Below are 26583 nucleotides of genomic sequence, written 5' to 3'. Positions count from 1 at the left end.
TGCCGCATCAATCGGGACATTTCCTACAGCATGATAGACTCCGCGCCCGCTTCCTACAGCGCCCTCCACCTGTAATGCTGCGTCCTACTAAAAAAACCAGAGACAACCGTTTATGACTGCTGCCCCCTCCCTTTTCCAACGACTCGCGCGCGTCAGCCTGGTCACGCAAATCGTCATCGGCCTGATCGCCGGCATTCTGCTGGCCTTCGTGCTGCCCGAGGCCGCAAAGGCCAGTGGTTTCATTGGCAAAGTGTTTGTCACCGCGCTGAAGGCCGTGGCGCCGATCCTGGTGTTCGTGCTGGTGATGGCGTCGATCGCCAACCATAAGCACGGCCAGGAAACCCACATCAAGCCGATCCTGTTCCTGTACCTGCTGGGCACCTTCGCGGCCGCCGTGGTTGCGGTGATCGCCAGCACGCTGTTTCCCTCGCCGCTGGTGCTCGCTACCCACGACGCCACCGTGAGCGCGCCCGGCGGCATCGGCGAGGTGTTGCAGAGCCTGTTGCTGAGCGTGGTGGATAACCCGGTGAGTGCGCTGATGAACGCCAACTTTATCGGCATTCTGGCGTGGGCCATCGGCATGGGTATAGCGATTCGTCATGCTGGCGAAACCACCCGCACGGTGCTCGATGACCTGTCCAACGGCGTGACCTTGATCGTGCGCGTGGTGATCCGCTTCGCCCCCCTGGGGATTTTCGGCCTGGTAGCCTCGACCCTCGCCACCTCCGGCTTCGGTGCCCTGCTCGGCTACGCCCACCTGTTGGTGGTGCTGATCGGCTGCATGCTGTTCGTGGCGCTGGTGATCAACCCGGCCATCGTGTTCTGGAAACTGCGCCGCAACCCCTACCCGCTGGTATTGCTGTGCCTGCGTGAAAGCGGCATCACGGCGTTCTTCACCCGTAGTTCGGCGGCGAACATTCCGGTGAACCTGGCGTTGAGCAAGCGCCTGGGCCTGCATGAAGACACCTACTCGGTGTCGATCCCCCTGGGCGCCACCATCAATATGGCGGGTGCGGCGATCACCATCACCGTATTGACCCTGGCGGCCGTGCACACCCTGGGCATCACCGTAGACCTGCCCACCGCCGTGCTGCTCAGCGTAGTCGCCGCCATTTGCGCGTGCGGTGCGTCGGGCGTGGCCGGTGGTTCGCTGCTGCTGATTCCACTGGCATGCAGCCTGTTCGGCATTCCCAGCGATATCGCCATGCAGGTAGTCGCTGTAGGTTTCATCATCGGCGTGTTGCAGGACTCTGCGGAAACCGCACTCAACTCGTCCACCGATGTGCTGTTTACCGCAGCGGCATGCCTGGGCAAGGAAGAGCAGCCGGTTTAAACAGCGCTCGCAAAAAAGCCCGGGGCCGTTCTCAAAGGAACGACCCCGGGCTTTTTTCTATGCGCTCAGAACACAGCTATTCAGAAAGCGCCCATGTAATCACGCTTGCCCACTTCCACACCGTTGTGACGCAGCAGGGCGTAGGCGGTGGTGACGTGGAAGAAGAACTGCGGCAGGCCGTAGGTCAGCAGGTAGGACTGGCCGCTGAAGCGCTTTTCTTTCGGGGTGCCGGGGCGAGTGATGATCTCGATCCCTTCTTTGCCGTCGATTTGCTCGGGCTTGATGGTGTCCATAAACGCCAGGACCTTGGCGATCAGCGCCTGCAGGTCGGCGAAGGTCGCTTCGTTGTCTTCGTATTTCGGCAGTTCGATCTCGGCCAGACGCGCGGAAACGCCCTTGGCGAAGTCGACGGCGATCTGCACCTGGCGCACCAGTTGGAACATGTCAGGGAACAGGCGCGCTTGCAGCAAGGCGTTGGGTTCGATGTTCTTCGCAGTGGCGTGGGCTTCAGCTTTTTCCAGCACACCACTCAAGGCGCTGAGCATTTGCTTGAAGACTGGGACGGAAGCGGCGTACAGGGAAATAGTCATGACGGTCTCATCGGTAAGGGCGGGGTTGGAACCAGCGGCGATTATAGCCATGCCGGCCGCTTGTCTTTTATTTTTTCAGGATTAGGCTAGTGCGTTCACTGCATAGGGAAAGCGCGATGACCGCTGAGCACGATACCGACACCCCTGAACCGCGCCTGAACAGCACGGAAATCCGCATCCTGGGCTGCCTGATCGAAAAACAGGCGACCAACCCGGAAACCTACCCCCTGACCCTCAACGCCGTGGTCCTGGCCTGCAACCAGAAGACCAGCCGCGAGCCGGTGATGAACCTCAGCCAAGGCCAGGTCGGCCAAAGCCTGCGCGTGCTGGAAGGCCAGGGGTTCACCCGCCTGGTCATGGGCAGCCGCGCCGACCGTTGGGAACACCGGGTCGACAAGGCCCTGGAATTGGTGCCGGCCCAGGTGATCCTGACCGGGCTGCTGTTTCTGCGTGGGCCGCAGACGGTCAACGAGTTGCTGACCCGCAGCGGGCGCATGCATGATTTCGAAGACGCCGAGCAGGTCGTCCACCAACTGGAACGCCTGATTGCGCGCGGATTGGCCGTACTGGTGCCGCGCCAGGCGGGGCAGCGCGAGGATCGCTATACCCACGCGCTGGGCGACCCGGCGGATATCGAGGCGATTATCGCGGCGCGCGGCAGCCCGGTGGAACGCGGGGCCGGCGGGGTCTCAGTCGAGCGCATCGAAGAGCTGGAAGCGCGGATTGCGGCGCTGGAAGAACGGCTGGCACAGCTGGAGGCCTGACACGGTCAAAACCCTGTAGGCGCCGGCTTGCCTGCGCCTACAGTTGATGTGCAATGTGCTTCAGCCTCGCGCAAAAGCGACGGCTTTTTCGAACTGTGCCTGGGTCGGCCGCACGCCTGTGTACAACACAAACTGCTCCAGAGCCTGGATCGCGATCACTTCCAGCCCGGTGATCACACGCTTGCCTTGGGCACGTCCACGCACGATCAACGGCGTTTCCGCAGGGATCGCTACCACATCGAACAGCGTCTGCGCCTGGTCCACAGCGTCAGCCTCGAAAGCCAGCTGATCGGCCTCGGCCCCGCCGGTCATGCCGATCGGCGTGACGTTGATCAACATCTGCGGGCGCAGATCGCCCAATTGCGCCTGCCATTGATAGCCCAGGCTCTGCGCCAGCGCCCTGCCCGCCGCTTCGTTACGCGCCACGATCACGCCATTGGCGTACCCGCCGTCACGCAGGGCACTGGCCACGGCCTTGGCCATGCCGCCGCTGCCGCGCAGGGCAAAGGTCGACTCTGTCGGTACTGCGTGTGTTTTCAGCAGTTGCTCGATGGCGATGTAGTCGGTGTTGTAGGCCTTGAGGTGGCCGGCCGTGTTGACGATGGTGTTGAGGGATGCGATGGCTTTGACCGAGCTGTCCAGTTCGTCCACCAGGGCAATGCTGGCCTCTTTGAACGGCATCGACACCCCGCAACCGCGAATCCCCAACGCTCGGATACCGCCGATCGCGCCAGCTAAATCCTGGCTGCTGAAGGCTTTATAGTAGAAGTTCAGACCCAGCTGTTCATACAAATGGTTATGAAATCGCAGGCCGAAATTCCCGGGACGCGCCGACAGTGACATGCACAGTTGGGTATCCTTATTGGGGTGCATCTGCATGGGTAACTCCTTGAAGTAAGCAAATCGGTACAGACCTTACACAACCTTTACCTATCGGCCGTGCTGTTTTTCAGAAATACGTTGTCTTAAAAGTATCCCCGCGACATTACTTGAGCCCATTGATTGCAGGCCACAAGCGCAGGGGCTAACCGAGGAATGACCATGATTCGTAAAATCCCCAAGATCGCCTTGCTTATCGGTGCACTCGCTATGGCAGGCCAAGCCTCCGCCCACGGTGGTGGATGGGGTGGTCCGGCCGTCTTGGGTGCGTTAGTCGGCGCCGCTGTCGTGGGCTCCGTGGTTGCCAGCCAACCCCGTGAGGTCTACGTGCAGCAGCAGCCAGTGTATGTACAACCGCAACCGGTTTACGCTGCACCACCGCCGGTGTACTACGCACCGCCACCGCCGGTATATGTGCAACAACAGGTCTATTACCGCCCGGCGCCGGTGTATTACGGCCCACCGCGTGGCTATTACGGCCCTCCCCACGGCTACTACGGCCGCGGCTGGTAAGTTTGAATCGATCTGCCTGAACAGGCCTCGCCCACTCGCGGGGCCTTTTTTTGCATGGTGGTTTATCGCAAATCGTCCGGTTTGATCGCACCAAGGTCGCTATGAGGACAATGGCCGCGCCGCAATCCCACATCATTGAAGCCGAAAGTCTACTTGCCCGACCGGGTCTCGCGCTGTCATGTTTGTGTCACGACTCACTTTCACTATCCCACCTCTGAACCCGATAACAACAAGGACGGCTGACCATGCCCACCCAAAACCCACACCACGTTGCCGGACTCTGTACATCCAGCAAGGTCTACAGCGCACTGACCGAACTCAAGCACCTGGAAGGCCACCGCAACGCAAAATTCCTCGCACTGCTGGCCGAAAGCCTGGTGCGCAAAGGCCTGCTCAATGAGCAGGAAGTGGTGAACATGCTCGACCAAGTGGTGGAGTGACGCCTGGCGTTGATGTCGACTATCAAGCCGGGTGATTTTTCCTCGACGCTGGCACCCCGTAAGGTGACCCCATAGCGATTGGAGGTCCTTATGCCCACTGTTCAGATCATGTCCGTCATCGGCAGCGCCGTTCCTGCCCCCCTGCGCAAGCTGGGTGTACTCGCCTGCTGGTACCTGATGCACGATGGCGAGCCCGTCAGCGGCCCGCTCACTTCGTTATCGGCTGCCGAACAACAAGCGGCAACCTTCAGGCTCCGTGCCTGAAGCCTAGGGCAACGGCAACTTGACCCGTGGCTTGCTTTCGACAAATAGCGCCCAGCTGGACATGAACAACGCCGCCACCAGCGGCCCGATCACAAAGCCGTTCAGGCCGAACACCGACAGGCCGCCCAGGGTCGAGATCAGAATCAGGTAGTCCGGCATCTTGGTGTCCTTGCCCACCAGAATCGGGCGCAGCACGTTATCCACCAGGCCGATGACGAATACGCCGAACAGGCCCAGCACCACGCCTTGCCAGATCGCCCCGCTCAACAGGAAGTATGCCGCCACCGGCCCCCACACGATCCCTGCGCCCACCGCCGGCAGCAGCGAGAGAAACGCCATCAACACCGCCCAGAGCAACGCGCTGGGAATGTCCAGAAACCAGAAGATCAAACCGCCCAACGCCCCTTGGGTCACGGCAACCAGCACGTTGCCCTTGACCGTGGCGCGCACCACGCGGTTGAACTTGAGTTGCAGACGGCGCTTTTGCGGCTCGGCCAGCGGCACCGCTGTGCGGACTTTACGCACCAGCTCCGGGCCGTCACGCAGCAGGAAAAACAGCAGATACAGCATGATGAAAAAGCTCACCAGGAAATCGAACGTACCCTGGCCAAAGCTGAACGCCTGGCTGGCAAAGAACTGGCTGCCCTGCATCGCGCTCTTGACGATTTTCTCGCGCAGGCCTTCCAGGTTACCCATGCCGAAGCGGTCCAGAAGGTGCTGAAAGTAAGGTGGCAGGAAGTTCTTGAACTGTTCGATATACCCGGCCACGTCCAGCTTGCCGCTTTCGACATTTTTGTACAGCGTGGCCCCCTCCTGCACCAGCAAGGCGCTGGTGATGATCACCGGCAGAATCGCAATCACCAGGCACACCATCAGGGTGGCCAGGGAAGTCAGGTTGCGGTTCCAGCCGACTTTCACCTGCAGACGCCGCTGCATCGGGGCAAAGATGATACCCAGGATGACTGCCCAGAACACCGCGCCGTAAAACGGCAGCAATATCCAGATAAAGGCGACGGTCACCAGGGCCAGCAGTAACAGCAGCGTTTTGAATTGCAGGTTGGTTTGATTCATGTCCGATCCATGTCAAAAAAGCCGGACGCGCGTTTGCGTCCAAATGCTTAGTCCATCGCAATCGCTGGGAGTGCCCTCTTTGTTGCAGCAAGCGTAGACCTGGATCAATAAATCCCTGTACGCCTTCGGCTACGCTCGCGACCTTTTGGGTCCCACTCCCTATGTCTCTCGTCCTTGCCCCCGAACTGCTCGCCCCCGCTGGCACCCTGAAAAACATGCGCTACGCCTTCGCCTATGGCGCCGATGCGGTATACGCCGGCCAGCCGCGCTACAGCCTGCGCGTGCGCAACAACGAATTCGACCACGCCAACCTGGCCCTGGGTATCGAGGAAGCCCATGCGCTGGGCAAGCGGTTCTACGTGGTGGTGAACATCGCGCCGCACAACGCCAAGCTGAAGACCTTCCTCAAGGACTTGGCCCCGGTGATCGCCATGGGCCCGGATGCGCTGATCATGTCCGACCCGGGGCTGATCATGCTGGTGCGTCGCCACTTCCCGATGATGCCCATCCACTTGTCGGTGCAGGCCAATACCGTGAACTGGGCCAGTGTGGAATTCTGGCAACAGCAAGGGATCTGCCGGGTGATTCTGTCGCGGGAATTGTCCCTGGAAGAGATCGGCGAAATCCGTGAGCAGGTGCCGGCCATGGAGCTGGAAGTGTTTGTCCACGGCGCCTTGTGCATGGCCTATTCCGGGCGCTGCCTGCTCTCGGGCTATATGAACAAGCGCGACGCCAACCAAGGCACCTGCACCAACGCCTGTCGCTGGAAATACCAGGCCACGCCGGCAGTGGAAAACGCCACCGGCGATATCGTCCAGCAATACCGGCCGCAACCCACACTGGGCATTGGTGCACCGACCGATCAGGTGTTCCTGTTGCAGGAAGCCAACCGCCCGGATGAACAGATGCCCGCCTTCGAAGACGAGCACGGCACCTACATCATGAACGCCAAGGACCTGCGCGCAGTGCAGCATGTGGAGCGCCTGACGCGTATGGGTGTGCATTCGTTGAAGATCGAAGGCCGTACCAAGTCCCACTTCTACTGCGCGCGTACCACCCAGGTGTATCGCCAGGCCATCGATGATGCGGTGGCGGGTCGCGAGTTTGACCGCAGCCTGATGACCAACCTGGAGTCACTCGCGCAACGCGGCTACACCGAAGGTTTCCTGCGCCGCCATGTACACGACGAATACCAGAACTACCAGAACGGCAGTTCGGTGTCGGAGCGTCAGCAGTTCGTCGGGGAATTGACCGGCGAGCGCCGGGGCGAGCTGGCCGAGGTCAAGGTGAAAAACCGTTTTGCGTTGGGCAATCACCTGGAATTGATGACCCCCGCCGGCAATTTTCACTTCGACCTGGCCACACTGCACAACGCCAAGGGCGAAGCCATCGAGGTGGCGCCGGGGGATGGGCACACGGTGTATGTGCCCTTGCCGGCGGAGATGGATCTGCGCTTCGGCCTCTTGATGCGCGACGTCTTGTAGCCCTGTTCAGATCCTGAACTGGCCCACCAGTTGGCCCAAGCGCTGGCCGAGATCCGCCAGGCTGCGCGACGTCTGGGCCCCCAACTGGGTTTCATCGGCCACGCTGTCTACCGCCACGGCAATCTGATGCACGCTGCGGTTGATCTCTTCGGCCACGGCGGTCTGCTCTTCGGCGGCGCTGGCAATTTGCGCGTTCATCGAGTTGATGGTGCCGATCAACTGCGCGATGGTGTCCAACGACGCCCCGGCTTCGTTGGCCTGGACCGAGGTGCCGTCGCCGGCGTCGCTGGAACGGCGCATGGCCTCCACAGCGGCTACGGTGCCTTTTTGCAGGCGGTCGATCATGCCCTGGATTTCCTGGGTGCTGGTCTGGGTGCGGCTGGCCAGGGCGCGCACTTCGTCGGCGACCACGGCGAACCCGCGACCGGCCTCCCCCGCCCGCGCGGCTTCGATCGCGGCGTTAAGGGCCAACAGGTTGGTCTGTTCGGCAATCGAGCGGATGACGCTGAGCACGCTGACAATCGACGACACGTCCTGTTGCAGACTGTCGAGGGACACCCCGCTGCTGCGGATATCGTTCACCAACGCATGGATCTGCGCGATGCTGCGGTCCACCACGCGCTTGGCGGCTTGGCCCTCGACGTCGGTCTGTTGCGCCGCGACGGAGGCGCCTTGGGCACTGTGCGCAACTTCCTGGGCGGCGGCGGACATCTGATTGATCGCGGTGGCCACCTGGTCGGTCTCGTGACGCTGACGCTCCATGGCCTGTTCCGAGCGCTGCGCCTGGTCGGACACCTGGCCCACCAGCCCGGTGAGTTGCGCGGTCATTTCGGTGATCTGGCGTACAAGGCCGTGGATCTTGTCGACAAAACGGTTGAAAGCCCCGGCCAGATCGCCAAGCTCATCCTGGCTGGTGATAGCCAGGCGCCGCGTCAGGTCGCCTTCGCCGGCGGCGATGTCGTCGAGGTTGGCTTTCATCAGGTGCAGCGGACGCAGGATGGTATTGGCCAGGACCATGCCCGCCGCAGCAATCACCAGCAGCACCAGCACGGCCACGCCGAGGATACTCAGCAATACGCCCTCCATGCGTTTCTCGACCTTGGCCTCGACCACCGCCACCTGGGCGTCGATGCCATCCAGGTTGACCGAGGTGCCGATGACCATGTCCCACTTGGGCAGGTACTCGGTGTAGCCCAGTTTGGGCACCAGTTCGGTCTGCCCGGGCTGGGTCGAGCTGTATTGCAGGTAGTGGGTGCCGTCCTTGCCGACCTTGACCAGGTCGCGGTTGACGTAGACCCCATTGGGGTCGCGGTTGTCCTTGAAACTCTTGCCCACGCCGTCCGGGCTGTTGCCCTTGAACAGGCGGATGGTCTCGGAGTCGTAGCCGAAGAAGTAGCCGTCCTTGCCGTAGCTGGTATTGGACAGCAGCTTAACCACCTCGGCACGCACCGCCGTATCACCCGGGGCGGCGGCGTCGTAGAGCGGCTTGATCGTGGTCATTGCCACTTCCACATAGCTCTGCAGAGTGGCCTTGGCGGCGTCGAGCAAGTGCTGGCGGGTCTCATCCACCTCGTTGCGCGCTTGCCCCTGCAGTATCCACACCGTGGTCAGGCTGATCACCAGGGCGAACAACAGCACGGGCACTATGGCAAGGGACAGGACTTTGACCTTCAGGCTCAGACGCATGGCTTTTCTCTCTTATTCATGGCGACTTAAGAGGTTATCGGCCCACTGCGCGGATTCTGTAGGGCTACCTCGTCAGAGCGTCATCGCCGCCACCCAGCCAAACACCAGCAGCGGAATGTTGTAATGCAGGAACGTCGGCACCACAGTGTCCCAGATGTGGTGGTGCTGGCCGTCGATATTGAGGCCGGAGGTGGGGCCCAGGGTCGAATCCGACGCCGGCGAACCGGCATCGCCCAAGGCACCGGCCGTGCCGACGATGCAGACGATGGCCAGCGGGCTGAAACCCAATTGCACACACAGCGGCACGAAAATCGCGGCCAGGATCGGCACCGTGGAAAACGACGAGCCGATCCCCATGGTCACCAGCAACCCCACCAGCAGCATCAGCAACGCGCCTACCCCACGGCTATGGCCGATGAACGCCGCCGACGTTTCCACCAGCGAGCGCACGTCACCGGTGGCCTTGAGCACTTCGGCAAACCCTGAGGAGGCGATCATGATGAAGCCGATCATCGCCATCATCTTCATGCCTTCGGTGAACAAATCGTCCGTCTCGCGCCAGCGCACGATGCCCGACACCGAAAAAATCAGGAACCCGGCCAGGGCGCCGATGATCATCGAGTCCAGCCACAACTGAATGATGAACGCCGAGGCAATCGCCAGGCCGGCCACCAACAGGGTCAGCGGGTTGTACTGCACCGCGACCTGTTCGACCCGCTCGATTTTCTCCAGGTCGTACACACGTTTTTTGCGGTAGCTGACAAACACCGCCACCAGCAGGCCGACCACCATGCCCAGCGCTGGCAGGCCCATGGCGTGGGTCACGTTGACCTGGCTGATGTCCACGCCGCTCTTGGCCACATTGGCCAGCAGGATCTGGTTGAGGAAGATGTTGCCGAAGCCCACCGGCAGGAACATGTAAGGCGTGATCAAACCGAAGGTCATCACGCAGGCGATCAGGCGGCGGTCCAGTTGCAGTTTGGTCAGCACGTATAACAACGGCGGCACCAGCAGCGGGATAAACGCGATATGAATCGGCAGGATGTTTTGCGACGCAATCGCCACCACCCACAGCAAGCCGATCAGTAACCATTTGACATGGCTGCCGCCGCTGGCTTCCTGGCGATCGACCAGCAGGAGCGCCTTGTCCGCCAGGGCATGCGCCAGGCCGGACTTGGCAATCGCTACCGCGAAAGCGCCGAGCAATGCGTAGGACAAAGCCACCGTCGCGCCACCACCCAGCCCACCGTTGAAGGCCTTGAGCGTAGCGTCGATGCCCAGGCCACCCGTCAGCCCGCCCACCAGGGCGCCGACGATAATGGCGATGACCACATGCACGCGGGACAGGCTGAGCACCAGCATGGTGCCGACTGCGGCGATGACTGCGTTAATCATGGTTACCTCAAGCAAAAAATCAAACAACAGGCATACCCGCGCCCTAGCGGCCATTGTGGATGACTGCCGGCGTACAGGCTTAAAGGAGGTCTTATTAGAGGGCGCGCACTTTGCAGCAGGCGCGCCCGCATGTCAAAAAACGGCGTCGCTTACAGATTTAAATTGAACGTTTGAATAAAGAAAAAATTACAGCCGCCGATACTAAGGGCTCTCTATGTTTTCAGGTTAAGGATGCCCCGCGATGTCCCTCAGACAGCTGTCCATTCAATGGAAAATCACCCTGCTCGCAGGCCTCTGCCTGCTGGGGATCGTGACCCTGCTGGTGGGTCTGTCGCTGTATCGCATGGAACAGAGTTCGCAACGGGTCAAAGCCTCCAGCATGCACATGCTCGATGAAGCGGCCCAGGCGCGTATCGAAGCCCAGGGCGAAGCGCAGGCGCTGGGCATCCGCCGGCAGTTCATGGATGCCTATCAATACGGTCATGGGTTTTCCCGCCAGGTGCTGTTCCTGCGCGAACAGGCGGAAAAACGCTTCCTCGACGCCTTCGACACCCGTGAAGACTTGACCCGCCAGGTCAAGGCCGCTTTGCAGGCCAACCCCGACCTGCTCGGGTTGTCCCTGGTGTTCGAAGCCAATGCCCTGGACGGCAAGGATGAGCTGTTCGTCAACCAGGCAGAGCTGGGCAGCAACGACAAAGGCCGGTTCGCCCTCTATTGGTCACAGCCGACGCCCGGCACACTCACCGCCATGTCGCTGCCCGAAAGCGACATGTCCGACACCCGCATCGGTCCGAGCGGCGAAAAGGCCAACGCCTGGTTCACCTGCCCGCGCACCACCCTCAAACCGTGCGTGATCGAACCGTACTTCTATGTCATCGACGGCCAAAACGTGCTGATGACCAGCCTCGTGTTCCCGCTGACGGTGAATGGCAAAGTCATCGCCTCGCTGTCGGTGGACATCAACCTCAACAGCCTACAGGCGGTGAGCCAGCAGACGAGCCACAAGCTGTATGACGGCCAGACCCAAGTCAGCATTCTCAGCCCCACCGGCTTACTGGCCGGCTACAGCGCGGATGCGAGCAAGCTCAGCCAGCGCCTGGACCAGGTCGACCCCGCCAGCGGCGCGCAATTGATCAGCGCCCTGGCCGGCAGCGCGCGGATCAGCAGCCTGCGGGCCGACCATCGACTCAAGGTCTTGGCGCCGTTCGCGCCGATCCCCGACGGCAAACCGTGGGGCGTGTTGCTGGATGTGCCGGAAAAAATCCTGGTGGGCCCGGCCGAAGCGCTCAAGGCGCAACTGGACGCCGATAACACCCGAGGCACCTTGCTCGAATTGAGCCTGGGCCTGCTCGCCGCCGTAATCGGCCTGGGGCTGGTGTGGCTGATGGCGCGAAGCGTGACCCGGCCGATCCTGGGCGTGGCGCACATGCTCGAAGACATCGCCAGCGGCGAAGGCGACCTGACCCGCCGCCTGGCCTACGACAAACAGGACGAGCTGGGGCAGTTGGCCGGCTGGTTCAACCGTTTCCTCGACAAGCTGCAACCGATCATCGCCGAGGTCAAACGCTCGGTGCAGGACGCCCGTGGCACCGCCGACCAATCCGCCGCGATCGCCAGCGAGACCAGCGCCGGCATGGAACAGCAATACCGCCAGGTAGATCAGGTGGCCACCGCCTCCCATGAAATGAGCGCCACCGCCCAGGACGTCGCCCGCAGCGCGGCTCAGGCCGCCCAAGCCGCACGCGATGCGGACCAGGCCACCCGTGATGGCCTGAAAGTCATCGACCGCACCACCACTAACATCGGCCATCTGGCAGCGGACATGAGCACCGCCATGACCCAGGTTGAAGGCCTGGCGACCAACAGCGCGCAGATCGGCTCTGTGCTCGAAGTGATTCGCGGCATCGCCGAGCAGACCAACCTGCTGGCCCTCAACGCCGCCATCGAAGCCGCCCGCGCCGGTGAGGCCGGCCGTGGGTTTGCGGTGGTGGCCGACGAAGTGCGCAACCTCGCCCGACGAACCCAGGAATCGGTGGAAGAAACCCGCCTGGTGATCGAGCAACTGCAAAGCGGCACCACCGATGTGGTCGGCGCCATGGGCAACAGCTATCGCCAGGCCCAGGGCAGCGTCGAACAAGTCGGCGAGGCGGTCACCGCCCTACGCCAGATCGGCGAAGCGGTCACGGTGATCAGCGACATGAACCTGCAGATCGCCAGTGCCGCCGAAGAGCAAAGCGCGGTGGCCGAAGAGATCAACAGCAACGTGGCGACGATCCGCGATGTGACCGAGTCGCTGTCGGAGCAGGCCAACGAATCGGCGCGGGTCAGCCAGGCGTTGAACAGCCTGGCCAATCAGCAACAGCGGTTGATGGATCATTTCAAAGTGTGAGCGACCGACACCGCGCCTGAAGGAGATCCCATGTGGGAGGGGGCTTGCCCCTCCCCCATTTTTAACCGGCCCTAGCGTTTGGGCAGTTCGATCAGCACCTTGAGCCCGCCCAGTTCGCTTTCCTGCAACTGCAACACCCCGCCCCACACCTCGACGATATCGCGCACGATCCCCAGGCCCAGGCCGTGGCCGTCGATCTGTTCATCCAGGCGCGTGCCACGGCTGAACACCTGGTCACGCTGGGCCTCGGGAATGCCGGGGCCGTCGTCTTCCACCGCCAGCAGGTAACTGTGCGGCGTCTCGCTGACGCTCAGGCGCACCTCGGCATCCGCCCATTTGCAGGCGTTGTCCAGCAGGTTGCCGAGCAGCTCCAGCAAGTCTTCGCGATCCCAGGGCAATTGCAGATCTGGGGCGGCGTGGTGGCTCAAGTCCAGGTGGTCGCCGTGGACCATGTTCAGGGTCGCCAGCAAGCCCGGCAGCTCTTTCGCGCAATCAAACAAGGCGCCCGGCAGGGTTTCGCCGGCCAGGCGCGCGCGATTGAGTTCGCGGTTGAGGCGCTGTTGCACCTGTTCAAGCTGCTCGTGCAACAGCGTGCGCAAGTGCGGCTGATCCTTGAGCGCTTCGCTCGATGCCGCGCTCAACAGCACCGCCAGCGGGGTTTTCAGCGCGTGGCCAAGGTTGCCCAGGGCATTGCGTGAACGCTTGAGGCTGTCTTCGGTGTGGGCCAGCAGGTGATTGATCTGCGCCACCAGCGGCTCCAGCTCCTGCGGCACCTGGGTGTCGAGTTGCGAGCGCTGGCCCTGTTGCAACTGGGCGATCTGGTTGCGCGCAATTTCCAGCGGGCGCAACGCGCGACGGACCGTGACCCGTTGTAGGATCAACACCAGCAACAGGGCCGCCCCTCCCAGCACCAGGCCGATCTGACGCATCAGCCGAAAGCTTTCCCGCACGGGCGTGTAGTCCTGGGCCACGCTGATGGAAATCGATTGGCCGAAGCGCTTGTAGTCCGAGCGCAGTACCAACAGTTGCTGACGTTCCGGCCCCAGTTGCAGGTTGCCCTTGAGCCCGGCCTCGGGCAGGCGTGGCAGCTCTTGGTCCCACAATGAGCGGGAGCGCCAGTGGGTGTCGGCGAAATCGATACGAAAATAATGCCCCGAGAACGGCCGCTGATAGGCCGGCGACAAGCGTTGCTCGTCGAGTTGCACACCATTCGGCCCGCGCACCAGCGCGACCAGCAGGTTCTCGCTGTCGTTGCGCAAACCGGCTTCCAAATAGCGCTGCAAACCGGCTTCGAACAACCATAGGCTGGTTTGCGCCAGCACCACACCGACCACCACCATCACGCTGATCAGCCCCAGGCTCAGCTGCCGCTGGATCGACCTCATGCAGGACTGGCGCCAAACAGATACCCCTGGCCGCGCCGGGTTTCGATCACACTGCGGCCCAATTTCCGGCGCAGGTGGTTGACGTGGACTTCGAGCACATTGGAGTCGCGCTCGGTCTCGCCGTCATATAAGTGCTCGGCCAGATGGCTTTTCGAGAGGATCTGCTCCGGGTGCAGCATGAAATAGCGCAGCAGGCGGAACTCGGCGGCGGTCAGCTGGATTTCGTCGCCGTCGCGCAGCACGCATTGACGCCCTTCATCCAGGTGCAGGCCGGCCGCTTGCAAGGTCGGCTGGTTAGCCTGGCCGTGGGAGCGACGCAACAGCGCCTGGACGCGCAGGTGCAGCTCTTCGGGATGAAACGGTTTGCTCAGGTAATCGTCGGCCCCGGCCTTGAGCCCTTCGATGCGCTCGGCCCAGGAGTCGCGGGCGGTTAGGATCAGCACCGGGGTGGCCAGCGCGGCGGCGCGCCATTGCGCCAGCACCTCAAGCCCGGGCAAGCCGGGCAGGCCGAGGTCAAGGATGATCAAGTCATAGGGTTCGCTGCGGCCCTGGTACGCAGCATCGCGCCCATCGGCCAGCCAATCGACGGCATAGCCCTGGCGCTGCAGGCCGGCCAGCAGTTCATCGGCCAGCGGTACATTGTCTTCCACCAACAGCAGGCGCATCAGTCGTCTTCCTTATCTTTGAGCAACTCACCGGTGCTGGCGTCGAGCTCGATTTCGCGCACCACCCCTTCGACGGTCAGCAATTCGATTTCATAGATATAGCGCACCGGACGATCCTTGTGCTCTTCAAGCTCGGCATCCAGCAGTTTGGCGCCTGGGTAGCGCTCGAACGCAGGCCCCAGCAAGTGTTCCAGCGCGGCGATAACGCCCTTCTGGCGCAGGTGCAAGGCTTCGTCCTGACCAAGATCATGGGCCGACAGGCTTGAGCTGGTTAGCAGCAATACCAGCGCCACCTGACTGCACGCGCGTAGATTTACCTTCATTACGTGTCCTGATGTTCCTTGAGGGTGGCCCGGTTACGGGCGTGGCCCAAATAGGCAATGGGGCAATGATACGGGTGGAGAACAAAATCGTGAGGGTTTTCACGTAAGCCTCCATTTCCGCTTGAATGTCCTACACCGCACCAACGTAACCGTGGCAACTTAACTGAAACTGAATTGCCACCATGGCAATTCAAGCCAGCCGTTTTCCCTCATCGTGCAAGATTTTCTATACTGCCCTGCTCGCTTCAACAGAGACCGGTATGACAGCCATCCACATCAAGTTTCCCGCCCTGACACTCAAGGCCGGCAAGCGCGCCTTTGCGCGCATTCGAGAGCAAGGCCTCACGCCTGCCGATGTCGGTATCCTTCCCGGTGCGGCAGGCGGGCCCAAGGCCTTGGGCATTCAGGGCCTGGACCTGGCGCTGTTCGGCGACTGGCTGCCCCGCGCGCCGCGCGAACGTGCGCTGATCGGTGCCTCCATCGGTTCCTGGCGGTTTGCCAGCGCCTGCCTGCCCGACCCGGTGCAAGGCTTGCTCGACCTCGGCCGCCTGTACAACGAGCAACGCTTTGCCAAAGGCGTGACCATGGCCGAGGTCAGCCAGAGCTGCCGGCGCATGCTCGATGACCTGCTGGCTGGACGCGATGCGCGGGTGCTGGACAACCCCGACTATCGGCTGAACATCATGGTGGTCAAGAGCCACGGCCTGCTCGCCGACGATCACCGCGGGCGCCTGGGCCTGGGCTTGTCGTCGGTGATTGCCGACAACCTGCGCGGCCGCGCACGGCTGGCGCGGCATTTCGAACGGCTGATCATCCATGACCCACGCCAGGCGCCGCCAGTGCATGCGCTGCAGGATTTCCCGTCGCGCTTCCTCGACCTGAACCTGGGCAACCTGCGCCAGGCGCTGCTGGCGTCCGGCTCGATCCCCATGGTGATGCAAGGCGTGCGCGACCTGCCTGGCGCTGGCGCGGGCACCTACCGCGACGGCGGCCTGCTGGATTACCACCTCGACCTGCCCTACCACGGCGATGACATCGTGCTGTACCCGCACTTCACCGACCGCGTCATCCCCGGCTGGTTCGACAAGGGCCTGCCGTGGCGACGCAGCAATCAACAAGGCTTGCAGGACGTGTTGCTGCTGGCACCGTCGAAGGACTACCTGGCCCGCCTGCCCCACGGCAAACTGCCGGACCGCAGCGACTTCAAGCGCTTTCTGGGCGATGACGCGAGTCGCAACAAGTACTGGCAAACCGCAATGAGCGAGAGCCGGCGCCTGGGCGATGAGTTTCTGCAACTGGCCGACCAGGGTGGCCTGGGCGAGCGCTTGCAGGCGCTTTGACCCAGCGGTATGCGCGAGGCGCGATGTAGCTGTTAAACTCGCCGCCTGCCAGAAACCTGACCGAGCTGAAAAATACTGTGGAAATCTTCAAGGAATTTACATTCGAATCCGCCCACCGCCTGCCCCACGTGCCAGACGGCCACAAGTGCGGGCGCCTGCATGGGCATTCGTTCAAGGTGGCGATCCACCTGAGCGGCGACCTGGACCCCCATACCGGCTGGATTCGCGACTTCTCGGAGATCAAGGCGATTTTCAAGCCGCTCTATGAACGCCTCGACCACAACTACCTGAACGACATCCCCGGCCTGGAAAACCCCACCAGCGAAGTACTGGCCAAGTGGATCTGGACCGAATTGAAACCCCTGCTGCCCGAACTCAGCGCGATTCGCATCCATGAAACCTGCACCAGCGGCTGCATCTATCACGGCGAGTAAACCTCACGTCAACGCCCTGTCGGAGCGCCCTATGGAAAACACCTGGCTGGCCCAGGCCAAACGCTTACAGGCATTGGCTTCCACGGGGCTGCATTTTTGCACCGACGACTTCGAACGCGAGCGCCTGGAGGAAATTGCCGAGATCGCCCACAGCATGCTCGCGCAATTGGGCAATGTGCCGCTGGAGCGCATCACCGGGCTGGTCTCGGATTTCGCCCAGCGCTACTCGACGCCGATGATCGATGTACGCGGCGCGGTGATCGACGGCGAGCGCATTCTGCTGGTGCGCGAGGCGACCGATGGTTGCTGGGCGCTGCCGGGGGGTTATGCCGATATCGGTTTGTCGGCGGCGGAAAACATCATCAAGGAAATCCGCGAGGAAGCTGGGCTGACGGTGACGGCGCGGGCGCTCTATAGCGTCACGCACAAGGCCAAGGGCTTGTACCGCGCAGATGTGCGGGACTTCTACAAACTGTATTTCCTGTGTGAACGGGTCGACCAACTGGCGCCGACGGCCGGGTTCGAAACCACCGAGGTGGGGTTTTTCGCCCTCGACAACCTGCCGCCGCTGTCCCGTGGGCGCACCATCGAAAGTGATCTTGAGGCGGCCTTTGCGTTTCATCGCGGCGAGACCACGCAGACGGTGTTCGACTGATCCAATGTGTATCACCGCTGCACCGCTTTCGTGCCCGATTGGGCACCGCGACCACTCCCGCCCGTGCTCCGCCCCTGTTTGGCGATAAAACCTGTGCACACTGCACAACGCCCACCGTGCGCCCGTCACTGCTGCTCAATTGGCACGCGCGGTGCAACAGGCCTGCGTCACTCATTCAGGGAGCAAGGCACATGACGCAGCAAGAACCAGGTAACGATTACCCCCTCAGCGAAGTCCCGATGCATGCGCGCAAGGGCCTGGCGTCCACCGCCATGGTGCTGCTGGGCTTTACCTTTTTTACCGCAACCATGTTTGCCGGCGGCAAGCTGGGCGTGGCGTTCAGTTTCGTCGACATGCTCGGCGTCGTGGCCTTGGGTAACCTGCTGTTGGGCATTTATGCCGCAGGCTTGGGTTACATCGCATTCAAGAGCGGCCTGAACTCGGTGTTGATGGGGCGCTTCTGTTTTGGCGAAGTCGGCAGCAAGCTCAGTGATTTGATCCTCGGTTTCACCCAGATCGGCTGGTACGCCTGGGGCACCGCTACGGCCGCCGTGGTGTTGGGCAAATATTTCGAGCTGAGCCAGGGCAACGTGCTGGCGCTGATGGTGGTGTTTGGCCTGCTGTTCTGCGCCACGGCCTACGTGGGGTATCGCGGGCTGGAGATTTTGTCCTACATCGCCGTGCCGGCCATGGGCATTCTGTTGTGCCTGTCGATGTGGGTCGCCACGGTGAAAGTCGGCGGGCTGCAGGGGTTGCTGGCGGTGGTGCCAACGTCAGAGCTGGACTTGTCGACGGCGATCACGTTGGTGTTCGGCACCTTTGTCAGCGGCGCGACCCAGGCGACCAACTGGACGCGTTTTTCCCGCTCGGCCAAGGTCGCGGTGCTCGCCAGCCTGATCGGTTTCTTTGTCGGCAACGGCTTAATGGTGCTGATCGGGGCCTATGGCGCCATCGTCTATCAACAACCCGACGTGGTGGAGGTGTTGCTGCTGCAAGGCTTTGCCATGGCCGCGATGGCCATGTTGCTGCTCAATATCTGGAGCACTCAGGACAACACCATCTACAACTTCGCCGTGGCCGGTTGCAACCTGCTGCGCACCCGCCGCCGCAAGACAGTCACCCTGGCCGGTGCGGTGATCGGCACGCTGCTGGCGTTGCTCGGCATGTACGACATGCTGGTGCCGTACCTGATCCTGCTGGGCACGGTGATTCCACCGATTGGCGGGGTGATCATGGCGGACTTCTTCTATCGCTATCGCGGCCACTACCCGCGCCTGGCCGATGCGCGCCTGCCCGCGTTCAACTGGCCGGGGCTGACGGCCTACGCCGTGGGCACCGTACTGGCGTTCAATTCGCCCTGGGTGGCACCGTTGGTGGGGATCGTGGCCGCGTCGCTGACCTACATGGCGCTCACCGCCGTACTGCGCGGGCGGACAGCGTTGGCTGACGCACAGGCATGAGCCTGACCATCGCCGATGTGCTCGCCCTGCCGGGGCTCGAGTCTCTGTGCCTGCGCGCCGGGGCGGCGGGTCTGGAGAATGCCGTGCGCTGGCCGTATGTCGCGGAAAACAGTGGCATCGCCGAGTGGGTGCTGGGCGGCGAACTGGTGTTCGTCACCGGTATCAATCACCCACGGGACGAGGCCAACTTGCTGCAACTGCTGGAGGAAGCCTGCCTGCGTCAGGTGGCCGGGTTGGTGATTCTCACCGGGCCGGCCTATATCCAGGCGATTCCCCAGCGCTTGCTGGAGGCGGCCGAAGCCGCCGACATGCCGCTGATCGAACAGCCTTACTCGCTGAAAATGGTGCTGGTGACCCAGGCGATCGGTTCAGCGTTGATCCATTCGGAGCAATTGGGCCGCTCGCGGCACGATGTGCTGGAGCGGTTGCTGGCCGGTGACTATCAATCATTGGATCTGCTGCTGCACCGCGCCGCACAGTTGGGTATGCCCCTGGCCGGCCAGTGGCAAATCGTGCAGTTGCAGTTGGAGGGCAGCGACGCGTTATTTACCCAGGGTGAGGCCGCGTACATGGAAGCGCAGTTGGCTCGGCAACACGACAGCATTACCCGGCGCTTGCGGCAGTTGTCGGCCTCGGTGCCGGTACTCGGGCGAGCCGGGCAATGGACGTTGCTGCTGCCGGCCGCCGATGCCGTCGCGGCGCTGGCTAACCGTGAGCAACTGGCCGGTTGGTTGAAGCCGCTGAACCTGCGCCTGGCGCCGCTGAAACTGTTTATCGGCCTGAGCGCCGCCGCCCACCCGCCCGCGCGCCTGGCCCAGGCTCAGGATGAAGCGCGCCAGGCGTTGGCCGCTGCGCGGCGCTTCAGCGAGCGCGCCGGGCTGTGCGTGTATGACGAACTCGGCGTATTGAAGCTGCTCAGCGGCGTGCGCGATCGCGCGCTGCTCGACCAGTTTCTCAATGAACGCCTGGGCCCGCTGCTACGTCACGACCTGCACCATGGGCCGAGCCTGATGCCGACCCTCGAAGCCTGGTTCCACGAGAATGGTAACCTTGTGGCTGCCGCCCAGCGCCTGGCCGTACACCGCAATACCCTGACGCACCGCGTCCAGCGCATCGAGGCCCTGTGCGGGCTGAAGCTGGATGATTCATATGACCGCCTGGACATCGGCATCGCGCTGATGATCTGGCGGCTGTCAGCCTGATTGTTTTTAGCCAAGAGGAACTTGCCCATGCACATCATCAACGCCCGCCTGCGCAACCGTGAAGGCCTGCATGATCTGCACCTGGAACACGGCCGGATCGCCAGCATCACACCGCAAACCACAGCGCCCACGGCAGCGCCCGACGACCTGGACGCCGCCGGCAACCTGGTGATACCGCCCTTCGTCGAACCGCACATCCACCTCGACGCCACCCTCACCGCCGGCGAACCGCGCTGGAACATGAGCGGCACCCTGTTCGAAGGGATCGAGTGCTGGGGCGAACGCAAAGCCACCATCACCCACGAAGACACCAAGGCCCGCGCCAAAAAAACCATCCAGGCCCTCGCCGCCCATGGCATCCAGCATGTGCGCACCCACGTCGACGTCACCGACCCGAACCTCACCGCACTCAAAGCCATGCTCGAAGTGCGCGAAGACAGTACGCACCTGATCGACCTGCAAATCGTCGCCTTTCCCCAGGAGGGCATCGAGTCGTACCGCAACGGCCGCGAGCTGATGGAGGAAGCCATTCGCCTGGGCGCCGACGTGATCGGCGGCATCCCTCACTTTGAATACACCCGCGACCAGGGCGTGAGTTCGGTGAAGTTCCTGATGGACCTGGCCGAACGCAGCGGTTGCCTGGTGGACGTTCACTGCGACGAAACTGACGACCCGCACTCGCGCTTCCTCGAAGTGCTGGCCGAAGAAGCCCGCAGCCGCGGCATGGGCGCCCGCGTCACCGCCAGCCACACCACGGCCATGGGCTCCTACGACAACGCCTACTGCGCCAAACTGTTCCGCCTGCTCGGGCATTCGGGTATCAGCTTTGTCTCCTGCCCCACCGAAAGCATTCACCTGCAAGGGCGCTTCGACAGCTTCCCGAAACGGCGCGGCGTGACCCGCGTCAACGAGCTGCTGGAAGCCGGCATGAACGTGTGCTTCGGCCAGGACTCCATCGTCGATCCGTGGTACCCCCTGGGCAACGGCAACATCCTGCGGGTGCTCGAAGCCGGGTTGCACATCTGCCACATGCTCGGTTACCGCAACCTGCAAAGCGCGCTGGACCTGGTCACGGACAACAGCGCCAAGGCCATGGCCCTCGGTGATCGCTACGGCCTGGAGCCCGGCCGGCCGGCCAACCTGTTGATCCTTTCGGCAGACAGCGACTACGAGGTGATTCGCAGCCAGGGCCAGGCGCTGTACTCGATCCGCAACGGCAAGGTATTGATGAAGCGCCAGCCGGCGCAGGTAGAGTTTTTGTAGATCGCCGGGGGGCCGACGATCGAATCGAGTACGCGGTGTTTGCGACTCGAATCGATCAGCCGCGCGGCCCTGCCTCGATCTGCGGCCGTGCAGCCCCGAACAGGCTGACGCTCAGCACTGTCTCAGCCTGGGTCTGCAGCCGAACCGGCACCGTACCGCCCGGCATCACCACCGCGACCTCCGCGCCCCCGACCCAACCCGCGCGCCACGCCGCGCACGCCACCGCACAGGCGCTGGTCCCGGAGGATGCCGTCGGCCCCTCTCCCCGCTCGAATACCCGCGCGAGTACTCGATTGCCGGACGCCCGGGCGGCCCATTGCAAATTGACCCCGGCCACGCAGGGCTGGCCACGCCCGGCAGGTGGCGCAAACGCAATCGCCTGCAATGACTCGAACAGCGCGGGCTGGTGCATCGGCTGATTGTCCGGCAGTGCAGCGGCCTGCGTCACCAACGTCACACAATGGGGGTTGCCCACCCGGACAAACTGGCTGCGCGTCCATTGCGGGTTGATTGCCGCCAGCGCGGGCACATGGCTGAACGCACAACCCTGGGCGACAAGCGGGTCTACGCCCACCGCGCCGACCGCCAGCGGGCCGAACGCCGGCTGCCCCAAGGCCAGCCAGAACCCGCGAACCTGCTCGTACAGCGCCGGCTCTACAAAAGTCGCCAGCGGCGACCTCGCATCCTGTTTGTCGTGATGCACCCGTAGCTCGCAGCCCTGCGTCATCAAACCCTGATCGCTCAGCGCCTGGGCAAAGATGGTCAGACCATTGCCACTGCGCTCCGCGAGAGAGCCGTCCGTGTTGACGATCAACAGATCAAACGGCGGCGCCGCCTGAAACGGTCCCACCAACAACCCATCACACCGGTGCGCCTTGGCACCGGCCGGACGCGGCGAAGGCCCCCAGCCACATTCGGCGGCAATCGCCGGCAGTGCCCACGCGTCCCGCCTGCTCGCCGCGAGGGCCGCATTGTCGGGCACCTCGACACCGTGGCGGCGCAAACAGGCCGGGCTGACTACTCCATAGATGTTGCCGCGGGCATCGTAGAACCGGGTCATGTTGTCGCCTGCCTGAAAGTCCTTCATCGCTTCGTCCGTCAAGTCACCAGCACACAGAAGCAGCAGCGTATTACAGAACGGTCGACGTGTGGGAAGTGGTCTGGAAGGTGCGTCATCCACCGCAAGAGGCCTGGGGTTCAGCAATTCTCACGGGGATTACGCACCTTCCAGAACACCTCCTACAGCGCGATGACCTCTAAGTGGCTGCGAGCGTCCAGAGCGTTCCGTGATGGAAAAAATAAAATCTGCAGTCGGCGTGAACCCCGCGCGAACCTGGCTCGCTCGCTGGGGCTTGATGTGCAAGGATGTCGCGCCGGACATCGTTCGCTGAACGCAAAACCAAGGATTTTCCATGACTGCCATCCCCACCCCAGCGCCCGTGGTTCCCGGGCGGCTGGAGCAAATGTCGACCCGTATCGCCTTCTTCATCGCCGGCTTCAGCATCGCTGCCTGGGCACCGCTGGTGCCGTATGCCAAGGCCCGCGCCCAACTCAACGAGGGCACCCTGGGCCTGTTGCTGTTGTGCCTGGGCGTCGGGTCAATCATCGCCATGCCGATGGCCGGCGCACTGGCCTCTCGTTATGGTTGCCGGCGCGTACTGAGCGCCGGGACGATCCTGCTCTGTCTGGCCCTGCCCATGCTGGCCACCGTCAGTTCGATCCCGTTGCTGATCGCCGCTCTGTTCCTGTTCGGCGCGGGCCTGGGCACGGTTGATTCCACGGTCAACCTGCAAGCGGTGATCGTTGAGCGCGCCAGCGGCAAAACCATGATGTCGGGCTTCCATGGGTTGTTCAGCCTGGGCGGCATCGTCGGCGCAGCGGGGGTCTCCGGGCTGCTGGGGTTGGGGTTTTCGCCGCTGCAGGCGACGCTGGTGGTGATCATCATCATGGCGCTGGCGCTGCTCAAGGCCGGCCCGCATTTGTTGCCCTACGGCAGTGAAAGCTCAGGGCCGCCGTTCGCCATTCCCCATGGCGTGGTGCTGTTTATCGGTTGCTTGTGTTTTATCGTATTTTTGGCCGAAGGCGCCGTGCTCGACTGGAGTGCAGTGTTCCTCAGCGCTGAACGCGGCCTGGATGAAGCCTATGCCGGCCTGGGTTATGCGGCCTTTGCCCTGACCATGACCGCCGGGCGCCTGAGCGGTGACCGGATTGTCCGTCGACTGGGGGCTGCGCGGGTGATCGTCGCAGGCGGGGCGCTGGCGGCGGCCGGGATCTTCCTCGCCACCCTGTCGCCAGCCTGGGAAATGTCTCTGCTGGGCTACGCATTGGTCGGCGCCGGCTGCTCAAATATCGTCCCGGTGCTCTACTCCGCGGTCGGCAAACAGACCGTCATGCCGGAACACATTGCCGTGCCGGCCATCACCACCCTCGGGTATGCCGGCATTCTGGCCGGGCCTGCGGTGATCGGCTTCATTGCCCATGGGAGCAGCCTGGCGACCGCCTTCCTGCTGATCGGGGGATTGCTGGCCGCGGTGGCGGTCAGCGGCAAAATACTGCGGGTCTGAACAAAAGACATGAGCGGCCTGAATCCTTCAAGTAGCTCATGCACGCCTGATCGCTTTTTCTCTGCCTTATCGTTTTCCCAGGCAGCACGTTACAACGGCTAGCCTAAATGCCGGTCGGCGTCATTGGCGGGACGACAGGACAACTTGCTCCATAAACCGGCGAGCGTTGAAAGCACAGGGCTGGACACCGGTTCTTCCATGAACGCTCGAGAACCTTTATCGAAATCTTCGGCAGTGGGCGCCCTGAAGCTGAACTTCGGCGACGACGTGAGGTTGAGCGCCTGCGAACGGGATTTGCTTTGGGCTCCTGCTTCCCGTGCAGGAATCGCCAAGGTCGCAACAGTGTACTGGGAGGGTTGAGATTCAAATGATGTCGGATTCATCGTCCACACCTGATTCGGTAGATGAAGACACCGATAGCCATTCAACGGCTGACGGCAATGTCCTCGTGGTAAAACCTCGCAAGCGGTTCCTGCCTGGTTGAAGTGGTGCTTCCTGCTCAACACGCTTGCCAACCTATGCCGCGGGTGACGCGGCATTCGGCTGTGCCAGAGTTAACGCAGTTGTTGCAGCAGTTGCAGCAATTCGCGTCGCGAAACCTTGCCGTCACGCTGCCACTCGTCAACATTATCCATCCGCCCCTGCAGAATCGAACGGGACATGACTTCCTTGACCAATTCGATGAGATGGTCAGTGGCCGGATTGCCCGTCAACGGTTGCTTCGCAAGTTCTTCGAGTTTGTCGAGCGTGATGCTGTTGCCCCGGCCTTTCCTCTTCAACTCTTCGAAATGGCCGAGCATTTCTTTGACCAGTTCTTTGTCATCTTTGAGTTTAAAGGGGTTATCGGAACGAATGACGCTCAGAATATCCTCCCTGGACAAGCGGCCATCCGAAGCACCGGTACTCATGTTTCGATCGAGCGCCCGAATCAGATCGGGACGCCGCAGCAGTTCCTTCGCCAGACGAACATTGGCGTCCACCGGCAATTGATCTGCCATCTTTTGCAGGCTTTCGCGCGTGACTTGCCGCGAATACTGTCCACCCTTGAACGCGCCATAATTGGTCAGCAGCGCCTGGGCCAGTTGTTGGTTGCTTAGCTTCGAATAATACGGGTCCGGCCGCTCGGGAGTCGGGCGCGGAGGTGGGCCTGGGTTCGGGCACACACCATCAGGCAGCGGACGTGGCGGCGGCCCCGGGTTAAAATGACCGTGGCCAAGGTGCGGGCGTGACGGCGCGCTGCCGAATGCCGAGCCGAAGTGATACGAATCCCAGAACAAGCTCTGGCTGGCAGACGAGGTCGTAGACCGCTCGGCATTGGACATGGAGCCTCTGAGAGACTTCTCATCAGAGGAATGAGCGACAGACTGATGGAATACTGATACCGACATTTAGTTCTCCAGTTCGGTTTGATCAGACGCCTTACCTCACCGTCCCAGCCGCCCGACGATCAACAAATCGTGAAGGAAACCAGCGGAAGCAGGCTTATCCTGTGTGGCAGAACTGTGGGAGTCGGTTCCTGAGAGAGCTGAAAGTTTCCAACTGCCGGGTAGGAAGAGCATCTGCCGGGATAAGGAACTCATCCCCCTCCCAAGCGATTTCGGCGCAACCCGCACCGTCGCCGCCCGACCCGGTCAGCGAGCGCAAAAGTGCCTTGCTTCAGAAATCTGAAGAATCAGCGTGGCTGGGTAAATGACGTTGCCGAACGGGTACGTGGGCAAGTGAGATCGAAGAGCGTCTACCTCATATGTGGAGCGCATCACACCCGGACTGGATGGGTGAACGCTACGCCCCGAATAAGGCCATTCCATGCGATGGGTGAGAGTAGGAAGACGACGACAAGGAAAGCTACCTGGGACAGGTAGAACGGCTCCAGCCACTGCTGCTTCAACGCCACGTAAAAAGTGTTATGAGCGACGTCGACCAAAATAATCACCGCCGTCAGCACGATTCCGGCTCTTGGCTTGATGAACAGTAGCAATGCTGCAAGCGGGTCAAAAAACGTAAGCGCCGCCCAGAAAATACGGCTAGCCAAGTAAGTGCTAGGCCCGTATCCGTAGTCCCAGAGCAAGCCATGCGAAACGTCCGCACGGATGTGATTAACGGTTGCGATGAGAAGGCAGCAGGCGAACAAAACTCTGACGGCGAATGACAATCTTGGCATAGCGTTATCTACATTCGTGATCTGTGCCCTGCATGATAGCGGGATCGACCAACGACGCACACCGCGCCGGGCTCTGACCGGCGACAGAGTGTAGGAGATACCCTCCGGCTCGCCGGGGGTAGGCGTAAAAGCTCAGTCATCAAGCGCGCGCTCAATCGGCGAATGCCAGCCGGCTGGGCTGACGGGCTTTTTTACGTGAACTTGTGCGGCGCCTTGCCAGTCAGCTAACTGAACGCAACTCAAAGGTGGGTAGCTGATGCATCTCTCGCTGGAGCAACAAGTCGCTCAGGTCACCGCTGCCCGTTCCGGCAGCACCTTGTTTG

The 26583-nt window shown here is 62.2% G+C and carries 26 protein-coding genes; 14 read left to right on the top strand and 12 right to left on the bottom strand.

The window, feature by feature from the left end:
• Positions 1-112: 112 nt before the first annotated feature.
• A complete protein-coding gene (sstT, locus tag P3S72_RS11235) occupies positions 113-1333 on the top strand; it encodes a serine/threonine transporter SstT (protein WP_276197378.1) in 1221 nt (406 codons plus the stop codon).
• 80 nt (positions 1334-1413) lie between these two features.
• Here the strand turns inward: sstT and P3S72_RS11230 are convergent, their stop codons facing one another.
• Entirely contained in the window at positions 1414-1923 is a 510-nt protein-coding gene (locus P3S72_RS11230) for a DUF1993 domain-containing protein (protein ID WP_276197377.1), read from the bottom strand.
• Between the two features lie 116 nt (positions 1924-2039).
• On the opposite strand from P3S72_RS11230, the gene P3S72_RS11225 reads away from it, so the two are divergent.
• Positions 2040-2687, top strand: coding sequence for a DUF480 domain-containing protein (locus P3S72_RS11225; RefSeq protein WP_276197376.1), 648 nt, complete (start codon positions 2040-2042; stop codon positions 2685-2687).
• 60 nt (positions 2688-2747) lie between these two features.
• Here P3S72_RS11225 and P3S72_RS11220 read toward each other — a convergent pair whose 3' ends face one another.
• The gene (locus tag P3S72_RS11220; RefSeq protein WP_276197375.1) at positions 2748-3566 is read right to left on the bottom strand and encodes a shikimate 5-dehydrogenase; all 819 of its coding nucleotides are present in this window, start codon (positions 3564-3566) and stop codon (positions 2748-2750) included.
• 156 nt (positions 3567-3722) lie between these two features.
• On the opposite strand from P3S72_RS11220, the gene P3S72_RS11215 reads away from it, so the two are divergent.
• The 3 genes from P3S72_RS11215 to P3S72_RS11205 all read left to right on the top strand — a co-directional run bounded on the left by P3S72_RS11215 (position 3723) and on the right by P3S72_RS11205 (position 4783).
• Positions 3723-4079: a hypothetical protein gene (locus P3S72_RS11215; RefSeq protein ID WP_122538658.1), complete on the top strand. Its 357-nt coding sequence runs from the start codon at positions 3723-3725 to the stop codon at positions 4077-4079.
• 245 nt (positions 4080-4324) lie between these two features.
• Positions 4325-4519, top strand: a complete 195-nt coding sequence (locus tag P3S72_RS11210; RefSeq protein WP_247406676.1) for a hypothetical protein — start codon at positions 4325-4327, stop codon at positions 4517-4519.
• A gap of 90 nt (positions 4520-4609) precedes the next feature.
• Positions 4610-4783, top strand: coding sequence for a hypothetical protein (locus tag P3S72_RS11205; RefSeq protein ID WP_247406673.1), 174 nt, complete (start codon positions 4610-4612; stop codon positions 4781-4783).
• Positions 4784-4786: 3 nt separating this feature from the next.
• Here the strand turns inward: P3S72_RS11205 and P3S72_RS11200 are convergent, their stop codons facing one another.
• Entirely contained in the window at positions 4787-5854 is a 1068-nt protein-coding gene (locus tag P3S72_RS11200; protein WP_247406671.1) for an AI-2E family transporter, read from the bottom strand.
• A 161-nt stretch (positions 5855-6015) separates the two neighbouring features.
• Here P3S72_RS11200 and yegQ point away from each other — a divergent pair, with 161 nt between their 5' ends.
• Positions 6016-7338, top strand: a complete 1323-nt coding sequence (yegQ, locus tag P3S72_RS11195) for a tRNA 5-hydroxyuridine modification protein YegQ (RefSeq protein WP_247406669.1) — start codon at positions 6016-6018, stop codon at positions 7336-7338.
• 6 nt (positions 7339-7344) lie between these two features.
• Here the strand turns inward: yegQ and P3S72_RS11190 are convergent, their stop codons facing one another.
• Positions 7345-9024 carry a methyl-accepting chemotaxis protein gene (locus P3S72_RS11190; protein ID WP_276197374.1) on the bottom strand — a complete coding sequence of 560 codons (1680 nt, stop codon included), beginning with the start codon at positions 9022-9024 and terminating at the stop codon, positions 7345-7347.
• 72 nt (positions 9025-9096) lie between these two features.
• Positions 9097-10416 carry a Na+/H+ antiporter NhaC family protein gene (locus P3S72_RS11185; protein WP_276197921.1) on the bottom strand — a complete coding sequence of 440 codons (1320 nt, stop codon included), beginning with the start codon at positions 10414-10416 and terminating at the stop codon, positions 9097-9099.
• A 244-nt stretch (positions 10417-10660) separates the two neighbouring features.
• On the opposite strand from P3S72_RS11185, the gene P3S72_RS11180 reads away from it, so the two are divergent.
• Positions 10661-12808, top strand: a complete 2148-nt coding sequence (locus tag P3S72_RS11180; protein ID WP_276197373.1) for a methyl-accepting chemotaxis protein — start codon at positions 10661-10663, stop codon at positions 12806-12808.
• A gap of 71 nt (positions 12809-12879) precedes the next feature.
• Here P3S72_RS11180 and P3S72_RS11175 read toward each other — a convergent pair whose 3' ends face one another.
• The 3 genes from P3S72_RS11175 to P3S72_RS11165 are packed head-to-tail and all read right to left on the bottom strand — an operon-like array spanning position 12880 to position 15181.
• Positions 12880-14193 (bottom strand): sensor histidine kinase, encoded by a 1314-nt coding sequence (locus tag P3S72_RS11175; protein WP_276197372.1) that lies wholly within the window; start codon positions 14191-14193, stop codon positions 12880-12882.
• A complete protein-coding gene (locus tag P3S72_RS11170) occupies positions 14190-14858 on the bottom strand; it encodes a response regulator transcription factor (protein ID WP_276197371.1) in 669 nt (222 codons plus the stop codon). The genes P3S72_RS11175 and P3S72_RS11170 overlap by 4 nt, the downstream gene beginning before the upstream one ends.
• Positions 14858-15181 (bottom strand): PepSY domain-containing protein, encoded by a 324-nt coding sequence (locus P3S72_RS11165; protein WP_247407674.1) that lies wholly within the window; start codon positions 15179-15181, stop codon positions 14858-14860. The genes P3S72_RS11170 and P3S72_RS11165 overlap by 1 nt, the downstream gene beginning before the upstream one ends.
• A gap of 260 nt (positions 15182-15441) precedes the next feature.
• On the opposite strand from P3S72_RS11165, the gene P3S72_RS11160 reads away from it, so the two are divergent.
• From P3S72_RS11160 to codA, 6 genes are all read left to right on the top strand, one after another.
• Positions 15442-16521, top strand: coding sequence for a patatin-like phospholipase family protein (locus P3S72_RS11160; RefSeq protein ID WP_276197370.1), 1080 nt, complete (start codon positions 15442-15444; stop codon positions 16519-16521).
• 77 nt (positions 16522-16598) lie between these two features.
• Positions 16599-16955 carry a 6-carboxytetrahydropterin synthase QueD gene (gene queD / locus P3S72_RS11155; protein WP_201190933.1) on the top strand — a complete coding sequence of 119 codons (357 nt, stop codon included), beginning with the start codon at positions 16599-16601 and terminating at the stop codon, positions 16953-16955.
• Between the two features lie 31 nt (positions 16956-16986).
• Positions 16987-17610, top strand: coding sequence for an NUDIX hydrolase (locus P3S72_RS11150; protein WP_276197369.1), 624 nt, complete (start codon positions 16987-16989; stop codon positions 17608-17610).
• A 191-nt stretch (positions 17611-17801) separates the two neighbouring features.
• Positions 17802-19070, top strand: a complete 1269-nt coding sequence (gene codB / locus P3S72_RS11145) for a cytosine permease (RefSeq protein WP_276197368.1) — start codon at positions 17802-17804, stop codon at positions 19068-19070.
• Positions 19067-20272 carry a PucR family transcriptional regulator gene (locus P3S72_RS11140; RefSeq protein WP_276197367.1) on the top strand — a complete coding sequence of 402 codons (1206 nt, stop codon included), beginning with the start codon at positions 19067-19069 and terminating at the stop codon, positions 20270-20272. The genes codB and P3S72_RS11140 overlap by 4 nt, the downstream gene beginning before the upstream one ends.
• Positions 20273-20299: 27 nt before the next feature.
• Positions 20300-21535 (top strand): cytosine deaminase, encoded by a 1236-nt coding sequence (gene codA / locus P3S72_RS11135; RefSeq protein WP_276197366.1) that lies wholly within the window; start codon positions 20300-20302, stop codon positions 21533-21535.
• A gap of 55 nt (positions 21536-21590) precedes the next feature.
• Here codA and P3S72_RS11130 read toward each other — a convergent pair whose 3' ends face one another.
• Positions 21591-22595, bottom strand: a complete 1005-nt coding sequence (locus P3S72_RS11130; RefSeq protein ID WP_276197920.1) for a diaminopimelate epimerase — start codon at positions 22593-22595, stop codon at positions 21591-21593.
• Between the two features lie 352 nt (positions 22596-22947).
• Between P3S72_RS11130 and P3S72_RS11125 the strand changes: the two genes are divergently transcribed.
• A complete protein-coding gene (locus P3S72_RS11125) occupies positions 22948-24099 on the top strand; it encodes an MFS transporter (protein ID WP_276197365.1) in 1152 nt (383 codons plus the stop codon).
• Between the two features lie 98 nt (positions 24100-24197).
• On the opposite strand, the gene P3S72_RS11120 is transcribed toward P3S72_RS11125, so the two are convergent.
• The 3 genes from P3S72_RS11120 to P3S72_RS11110 all read right to left on the bottom strand — a co-directional run bounded on the left by P3S72_RS11120 (position 24198) and on the right by P3S72_RS11110 (position 26131).
• Entirely contained in the window at positions 24198-24482 is a 285-nt protein-coding gene (locus P3S72_RS11120; RefSeq protein WP_276197364.1) for a hypothetical protein, read from the bottom strand.
• A 171-nt stretch (positions 24483-24653) separates the two neighbouring features.
• Complete coding sequence (locus P3S72_RS11115) at positions 24654-25421, bottom strand: hypothetical protein (protein ID WP_247407584.1); 768 nt, start codon at positions 25419-25421, stop codon at positions 24654-24656.
• Positions 25422-25855: 434 nt separating this feature from the next.
• Positions 25856-26131 (bottom strand): hypothetical protein, encoded by a 276-nt coding sequence (locus P3S72_RS11110; protein ID WP_276197363.1) that lies wholly within the window; start codon positions 26129-26131, stop codon positions 25856-25858.
• Positions 26132-26583: the final 452 nt, after the last annotated feature.

The organism is Pseudomonas sp. D3, from assembly GCF_029320995.1.
GTDB classification, from domain to species: domain Bacteria; phylum Pseudomonadota; class Gammaproteobacteria; order Pseudomonadales; family Pseudomonadaceae; genus Aquipseudomonas; species Aquipseudomonas paraveronii.
Note: the sequence above shows the minus strand (reverse complement) of the source record. Positions and strands in the feature narration are given on the sequence as shown.

What these genes read in the sequence shown, in the direction of transcription:
- P3S72_RS11120 (WP_276197364.1), bottom strand. Translation starts at nt 24,482, where the DNA reads ATGAATCCGACATCATTTGAATCTCAACCCTCCCAGTACACTGTTGCG.
- P3S72_RS11225 (WP_276197376.1), top strand. Translation starts at nt 2,040, where the DNA reads ATGACCGCTGAGCACGATACCGACACCCCTGAACCGCGCCTGAACAGC.
- P3S72_RS11200 (WP_247406671.1), bottom strand. Translation starts at nt 5,854, where the DNA reads ATGAATCAAACCAACCTGCAATTCAAAACGCTGCTGTTACTGCTGGCC.
- yegQ (WP_247406669.1), top strand. Translation starts at nt 6,016, where the DNA reads ATGTCTCTCGTCCTTGCCCCCGAACTGCTCGCCCCCGCTGGCACCCTG.
- P3S72_RS11220 (WP_276197375.1), bottom strand. Translation starts at nt 3,566, where the DNA reads ATGCAGATGCACCCCAATAAGGATACCCAACTGTGCATGTCACTGTCG.
- P3S72_RS11230 (WP_276197377.1), bottom strand. Translation starts at nt 1,923, where the DNA reads ATGACTATTTCCCTGTACGCCGCTTCCGTCCCAGTCTTCAAGCAAATG.
- P3S72_RS11160 (WP_276197370.1), top strand. Translation starts at nt 15,442, where the DNA reads ATGACAGCCATCCACATCAAGTTTCCCGCCCTGACACTCAAGGCCGGC.
- P3S72_RS11115 (WP_247407584.1), bottom strand. Translation starts at nt 25,421, where the DNA reads ATGTCCAATGCCGAGCGGTCTACGACCTCGTCTGCCAGCCAGAGCTTG.
- sstT (WP_276197378.1), top strand. Translation starts at nt 113, where the DNA reads ATGACTGCTGCCCCCTCCCTTTTCCAACGACTCGCGCGCGTCAGCCTG.
- P3S72_RS11175 (WP_276197372.1), bottom strand. Translation starts at nt 14,193, where the DNA reads ATGAGGTCGATCCAGCGGCAGCTGAGCCTGGGGCTGATCAGCGTGATG.
- P3S72_RS11180 (WP_276197373.1), top strand. Translation starts at nt 10,661, where the DNA reads ATGTCCCTCAGACAGCTGTCCATTCAATGGAAAATCACCCTGCTCGCA.
- P3S72_RS11130 (WP_276197920.1), bottom strand. Translation starts at nt 22,595, where the DNA reads ATGACCCGGTTCTACGATGCCCGCGGCAACATCTATGGAGTAGTCAGC.
- P3S72_RS11140 (WP_276197367.1), top strand. Translation starts at nt 19,067, where the DNA reads ATGAGCCTGACCATCGCCGATGTGCTCGCCCTGCCGGGGCTCGAGTCT.
- P3S72_RS11205 (WP_247406673.1), top strand. Translation starts at nt 4,610, where the DNA reads ATGCCCACTGTTCAGATCATGTCCGTCATCGGCAGCGCCGTTCCTGCC.
- P3S72_RS11170 (WP_276197371.1), bottom strand. Translation starts at nt 14,858, where the DNA reads ATGCGCCTGCTGTTGGTGGAAGACAATGTACCGCTGGCCGATGAACTG.
- P3S72_RS11165 (WP_247407674.1), bottom strand. Translation starts at nt 15,181, where the DNA reads ATGAAGGTAAATCTACGCGCGTGCAGTCAGGTGGCGCTGGTATTGCTG.
- codA (WP_276197366.1), top strand. Translation starts at nt 20,300, where the DNA reads ATGCACATCATCAACGCCCGCCTGCGCAACCGTGAAGGCCTGCATGAT.
- P3S72_RS11190 (WP_276197374.1), bottom strand. Translation starts at nt 9,024, where the DNA reads ATGCGTCTGAGCCTGAAGGTCAAAGTCCTGTCCCTTGCCATAGTGCCC.
- P3S72_RS11215 (WP_122538658.1), top strand. Translation starts at nt 3,723, where the DNA reads ATGACCATGATTCGTAAAATCCCCAAGATCGCCTTGCTTATCGGTGCA.
- P3S72_RS11150 (WP_276197369.1), top strand. Translation starts at nt 16,987, where the DNA reads ATGGAAAACACCTGGCTGGCCCAGGCCAAACGCTTACAGGCATTGGCT.
- P3S72_RS11210 (WP_247406676.1), top strand. Translation starts at nt 4,325, where the DNA reads ATGCCCACCCAAAACCCACACCACGTTGCCGGACTCTGTACATCCAGC.
- codB (WP_276197368.1), top strand. Translation starts at nt 17,802, where the DNA reads ATGACGCAGCAAGAACCAGGTAACGATTACCCCCTCAGCGAAGTCCCG.
- P3S72_RS11125 (WP_276197365.1), top strand. Translation starts at nt 22,948, where the DNA reads ATGACTGCCATCCCCACCCCAGCGCCCGTGGTTCCCGGGCGGCTGGAG.